Below are 257 nucleotides of genomic sequence, written 5' to 3' on the forward strand. Positions count from 1 at the left end.
CCCAGACCACCGCATTTTCCCGATAACCGGAGATCCAAATGACACCGAAAACCGCAATCGTGACCGGCGCTGCCCGCGGCATCGGCCTTGCCACCACCCGCCTGCTTCTTGCCGAAGGCCGGCGCGTGGCCATGATCGACCGCGACGCCGAGGCGCTGACTGTCTGACGTCAGCGCCTTTGGGACAGATTTGAGGTTTTCGTAACGGAGGATTTCTGGTTCATCGCAGCCACCAAGGAGCGAAGATGAACAAGAAAT

The 257-nt window shown here is 59.5% G+C and carries 1 pseudogene; it reads left to right on the forward strand.

The window, feature by feature from the left end:
* Positions 1–38: 38 nt before the first annotated feature.
* Positions 39–158 (forward strand): annotated as a pseudogene (locus ACH107_RS33935) (SDR family NAD(P)-dependent oxidoreductase); the annotation flags it as partial.
* Between the last annotated feature and the right edge of the window lie 99 nt (positions 159–257).

It is taken from the genome of Roseovarius halophilus (ex Wu et al. 2025) (assembly GCF_047086965.1).